Annotated in this window: 5 protein-coding genes and 1 pseudogene; 1 reads left to right on the top strand and 5 read right to left on the bottom strand. The window is 43.3% G+C overall.

Annotated elements, in window-relative coordinates:
• Positions 1 to 390 (top strand): annotated as a pseudogene (locus QZL69_RS05345) (hypothetical protein); the annotation flags it as partial.
• Positions 391 to 886: 496 nt separating this feature from the next.
• Here QZL69_RS05345 and QZL69_RS05340 read toward each other — a convergent pair.
• From QZL69_RS05340 to QZL69_RS05320, 5 genes are all read right to left on the bottom strand, one after another.
• Positions 887 to 1,678 (bottom strand): Ig-like domain-containing protein, encoded by a 792-nt coding sequence (locus QZL69_RS05340; RefSeq protein ID WP_022214195.1) that lies wholly within the window; start codon positions 1,676 to 1,678, stop codon positions 887 to 889.
• A gap of 121 nt (positions 1,679 to 1,799) precedes the next feature.
• Complete coding sequence (locus QZL69_RS05335; RefSeq protein WP_022214194.1) at positions 1,800 to 2,606, bottom strand: alpha/beta hydrolase; 807 nt, start codon at positions 2,604 to 2,606, stop codon at positions 1,800 to 1,802.
• Positions 2,607 to 2,715: 109 nt separating this feature from the next.
• Positions 2,716 to 3,447, bottom strand: coding sequence for a class I SAM-dependent methyltransferase (locus tag QZL69_RS05330; RefSeq protein ID WP_022214193.1), 732 nt, complete (start codon positions 3,445 to 3,447; stop codon positions 2,716 to 2,718).
• Between the two features lie 55 nt (positions 3,448 to 3,502).
• Complete coding sequence (locus QZL69_RS05325; protein WP_022214192.1) at positions 3,503 to 4,024, bottom strand: cysteine hydrolase family protein; 522 nt, start codon at positions 4,022 to 4,024, stop codon at positions 3,503 to 3,505.
• Positions 4,025 to 4,058: 34 nt separating this feature from the next.
• A complete protein-coding gene (locus tag QZL69_RS05320; protein WP_022214191.1) occupies positions 4,059 to 4,559 on the bottom strand; it encodes a nitroreductase family protein in 501 nt (166 codons plus the stop codon).
• Positions 4,560 to 4,705 lie beyond the last annotated feature (146 nt).

Genomic DNA, 4,705 nt, shown 5'->3' with positions numbered 1-4,705 from the left:
GATTTTGCTAAAAACAGCTCCTGCCACAGAACTACGATTGCTCATTTCCTTAATTCCGGGAAATGGGATGATTCATTACTTTCAGATGCATTAAAACAGCCTGTCATTGAGATTATTTATTCAGAAGCTGCACGTACCGGAAATCCTGTTTTCTGCATTGTGGATGATACGATAGCTTCAAAGACTAAGCCTTTGTCACGGGCATTACATCCAATTGAAGATGCGTACTTTCACCAGTCTCATTTAAAGAAAAAACAGGATTATGGACATCAGGCAGTTGCTGTCATGCTTTCCTGCAATGGCATTGTACAGAACATTGCAAAGGAACTGCCTGTTCCACCAGTAATGTCTTATTTCCTTTGTGACTGCTGGTATGTTTCTGAAAAATAATCAATACCTTTGCACAGAAAGGGTTCCATACCATTGGTTCTTTGAAAACAAACCGTCTGCTGTATCCATCAGAAATGAAAAAGAAACTCAGTGAACTGGCTGCCGAATTGTCCACCACACATAATGGATTTGACCTTGTGACAGTCAATAAACGAAAATATTATGTGTACCGATATAAGGGAAACCTCAACGGCATAGAAAATGCGGTAGTTCTTTTAAGTTATCCTGAAAAAGCATTTGGCAATCCCAAAGCACTACGTGCATTCATCAGTACAAATGTAGATTTATCTACACAGGAAATCCTAAGAATAAGTATAACTCTCTCTTATTGGAATTGTCGATTTTTAGCAGTTGCTTAAGTGAAATGGTTTATGAAACAGGATGTGAAATCATTTACAAAAAATTTAAATTTTTACAAAAAATACTTCAGGTATTCTTCTGCTTTGGCAGATCGGAATACCTGAAGTATAAATGAAATTTGTATTTTGTTTTGTGATTACTTATTATTTGCCTTCATTTTATAGGTTTTGTGGTTTTTAAAATACGTATTATAGTATCTTATATATGCAGCTTTGGATACTCTCTTTGCACTGCTGTCTGTCCTGCCATAGTAATAGGAATCTCCTCTGCTGTGCGCTTCTCTTGCATGATATTTTAATACCAGCTTCTTAGCGGACATTCCATACATATTTGCCCATGTTCCACCTATGAAGTTTGTCCAGCCATCTGCATACAGACATTTATATTTGGATACGTAGGAAATTGTAGGTGGAGACATACTGATTCCTTTCGCACCATAGCTTCCAGCCAGAACTACCTTGCTGCCGGAAATTGTATAAACATTGTAGCTTGTTGTTCCACCTCCTGAAGAAGTGGTAATCATCTCCGGTGCACCTGTCTTATCCACATTCAGAATATAATACCATCTGATATCTTTATGATGAGATGCCAGATATTTGTAATAGATCTGATTGTAATCTGGAGTGACTGTTACGTTGCATTTATAATTTTTCTTTCCAACTTTCGCTGTGATCGTTGCCTTTCCTGTCCTCCGTGCGGTAACTTTTCCACCTGAAGACACAGATGCAATGCGAGTGTTGCTGCTCTTCCATGTTGGTTTCTGCTTTGTTCCCTGTAACTTTAATGTGTAGTTCTTTCCTGTAGCAAGGGTAACTGATGTCTTGTTCAGTTTCACTGCTGCTGCCTGAATTTTTGTCGGTATAAACGCAGTCTGGAACATCACTATGCACATCAGACATACCAATATTCTTTTTAAGGTCTTTTTCATGCGTACCCTCCTCTTAATATGATACCTTCATTATATGATACACAAAGCTGTAAAATTACTTTATGTTCAGGAAGAGAATTCATTACTGTTCTCTCTGTAACGAGAATTCTCTTTTATCTGTTCAGATCCTGTGATCCATCCATGCGATTACATCTGCAATGACTTCGTCACGGCAGTATTCGTTGAGGATCTCGTGGAAAAGTCCTCCGTAGATCTTCATCTGGCGGTCTTTGGATGCTGCTGTTGCGAAGAAATCTATGGTATCCTGAACACTTACCAGGCCGTCTTTTTCGCCGTGCATCATAAGAACCGGATATGCAAAGTCTTTCATCTTGTCAGCAAACCAGTCCAGACCGTCGCAGATGCTGTAGCAGAGTCCTGTTGTAAAAGTGCTGGTGTTGTATGGATCTTTGCCGTACCAGTCTACGACTTCCCTGACTGAGCACACCCCTGAGCCCAGTTCATTCGGCAGTTTCGTATGTGGATCCAGATTTCGGTCTACGGATGTGATCAGTTTGCCGTTGTCCTTAACCAGTGCACCGCTGGTGATGATACCGCGGAGTTTTTTGTCCGGATATTTGGCTCCGTAGAGAGAAACGGTGTAGCCGCCCATGCTGTGACCGAGGAGAAATACCGGGATATCCGGATTTTCTTTGATGGCAAGGTCTACGAATACATTGGTGTCGTCGAGGATTTCGTTAAAATCGCTGTAATAGGTTCTCTCGCCCTCGGATCTGCCGTGGCCTCTGTGGTCGAAGCGATACGTGCTGATCCCTGCCTGATGAAGTTTCTCCGCAAAGTAATCATAACGTCCCTGGTGCTCGCAAAGACCGTGAACAATGACGATCGCAGCTCTGGCATCCTCGACCAGTTCCCTGTTGAAGAATAATTTTGTTGCGTCAAAAGATTCAACAAATACTTCCTGCATAGCAAAAACCTCCCTGTTTTTTTTATAAATCCAGTATAGCGGTTTTGTCTGATAAAAGCTACTAGTTATTGGAAGTTTGGTAATAATTTTTGTAGCTTTACGTCACCGTTTACAGGGTATAGCAGTCGTAGCGGATGGCTTTGCCGTTGAGGGTATAGGAAGGTTTCCTTCCGGCGAGGAATTCACTCTTCAGAGGGCGTTTGACGATGATCTTGTCCGGGGCGGCTTTGATTGCGGCATCGAAGAGGTCTGTTTCTTCGGAGCACGGCGGTTCCAGTTTCTGGATAAGCTGGAGTTTCTTGTTGATAAGGCTGGATTTCTGTCTTGCCGGGAACATGGGATCGAGATAGATCGCGTCTACCGGGTCCAACAGTTTGGACATGCATTCTACGCTGTCGCCCTCGACAAGTTTCATCCGGGCGGCGATATCCTTTAACACTGGATGTTTCTTCGCACGACGCAGTGCATCCTTCAGAAGTATGGCAACTACAGGATTCTGCTCATACAAAGTCACTTCATATCCCTGCGCTGCCAGAAGAAAAGCATCCTCTCCCATACCGGCAGTTGCATCGATAGCCCTGCGCCCTTCTTTCTCCGATTTGGCGGCGCGGACCAGCATTTCGTGCTGAAGCCGTCCATTCGTGACGCGGTGGAGCATATTCTCAAAATCCCCCTGATAAGTCAGTCCATATCCTGTCAGGGAAACACCCTTCGAATCAAACAGTACTGTCAGTTCCTTCCCCGGCTTATCCGCGATCACACTCCCCGTCCGCCGAGCAAAAGACTCCGCCTGATCCCTCTGCCCGCCTTTTTGTATGCATACTACTATTTTGTCGTTCATGTTGGTTGTTCTCTTTCTATCTGTTATGAAAACTCATAATTCTAATCTGGTAGTTTTATCTGACAATATCTATCTGGCACATTTCCATAGCCTTCAGTGCATTCTCGTGGCTTTCCGGGGTCACTCCTGCACAGCATGAAGCATCTACTGTGATCGGCACTTCCGGAAGAGCTGCTTTCGCCAGAAGTGCATTGGAGATCACGCAGATATCTGTGCAGAGACCAACAAATGTAATACTTCCTATCTCATCATCAATGTTCATTGCCACCAGATCAGCTGCCAGATCTGTAGAGCCAAAGGTTTCCTTATCAATCGGTTCTGTTTTTCGCAAATCGTCCAATTCTCTTCTGATCTGCCAGCCTTCTGTATCCCGGATGCAGTGTGGTATCGGAAGCTTCTTTCCTTCCTGGGTATCCAGGTACCATGTTTCATGGGTATCTCGTGTAAAAAGAACTGTTCCTTTGAAATTTCGAATCTTCTCTTCTACTTTGGGAACGATTGTGACAGCCTCTTTTGTTCCAAGAGCGCCATCGATAAAATCATTCTGCATGTCTACTACAACTAAAATATCCTGCATGAATTTCCTCCTTCTCTTTTATCCGTGCTATTTTTTATTGTTCGATGAAGTGTATTCTTTCCGGCGCAAATCGATTCTGCTGAGGTCTTGTTTCTGCCGGATAGCCCAGTGCAAACATGGAAAATACTTTTACATTTTCTGGAAGATCCAGCAGTCTGTGTACTTCTTCCATGCGGTCTTCCACCGGTGCAATGCCAAACCATACGCCTCCAAGCCCCTGGGCATCTGTTTCCAGCCAGATATTCTGCTGCGCGATCGCCATGTCGATCTGTACAAAAGATGGTGCTATAAGCCCTTCTGTATGATACACAGGGACGATAACTACAGGCGCTCCTGCTGCACAGCCGGTATATGGTGTTACTTTAGACAGTTTCTGGATCTTTTCTTTATCCGTAACCACATAAAATTCCCATGGCTGCTGATTACAAGCACTCGGTGCCTGCATTCCCGCTCTCAGAATCTCCATGATCTTTTCCTTTTCTACTGGTCTGTCTTCATATTTTCTTACACTGATCCTGTGAAAAATACTGTTCATAATTTACGCTCCCTTGCTCATTATTTAAGATAGACTCATTATACCACAGGGCAAAAAAATAAGACACAGCTTAATGCTGTGTCTTATTTTTTATTAGCGTGCGTTAGAGGATTCGAATTTTTACCTCTGTCCTCAACCCCGCATAG

The sequence above is a fragment of the Blautia sp. CAG:237 genome (assembly GCF_000436615.1).
Lineage (GTDB): Bacteria > Bacillota > Clostridia > Lachnospirales > Lachnospiraceae > Blautia_A > Blautia_A intestinihominis.
The sequence above is the reverse complement of the archived record's forward strand: the minus strand, read 5'-3'. Positions and strand labels throughout refer to the sequence as shown.

What these genes read in the sequence shown, in the direction of transcription:
- QZL69_RS05340 (WP_022214195.1), bottom strand. Translation starts at nt 1,678, where the DNA reads ATGAAAAAGACCTTAAAAAGAATATTGGTATGTCTGATGTGCATAGTG.
- QZL69_RS05335 (WP_022214194.1), bottom strand. Translation starts at nt 2,606, where the DNA reads ATGCAGGAAGTATTTGTTGAATCTTTTGACGCAACAAAATTATTCTTC.
- QZL69_RS05330 (WP_022214193.1), bottom strand. Translation starts at nt 3,447, where the DNA reads ATGAACGACAAAATAGTAGTATGCATACAAAAAGGCGGGCAGAGGGAT.
- QZL69_RS05325 (WP_022214192.1), bottom strand. Translation starts at nt 4,024, where the DNA reads ATGCAGGATATTTTAGTTGTAGTAGACATGCAGAATGATTTTATCGAT.
- QZL69_RS05320 (WP_022214191.1), bottom strand. Translation starts at nt 4,559, where the DNA reads ATGAACAGTATTTTTCACAGGATCAGTGTAAGAAAATATGAAGACAGA.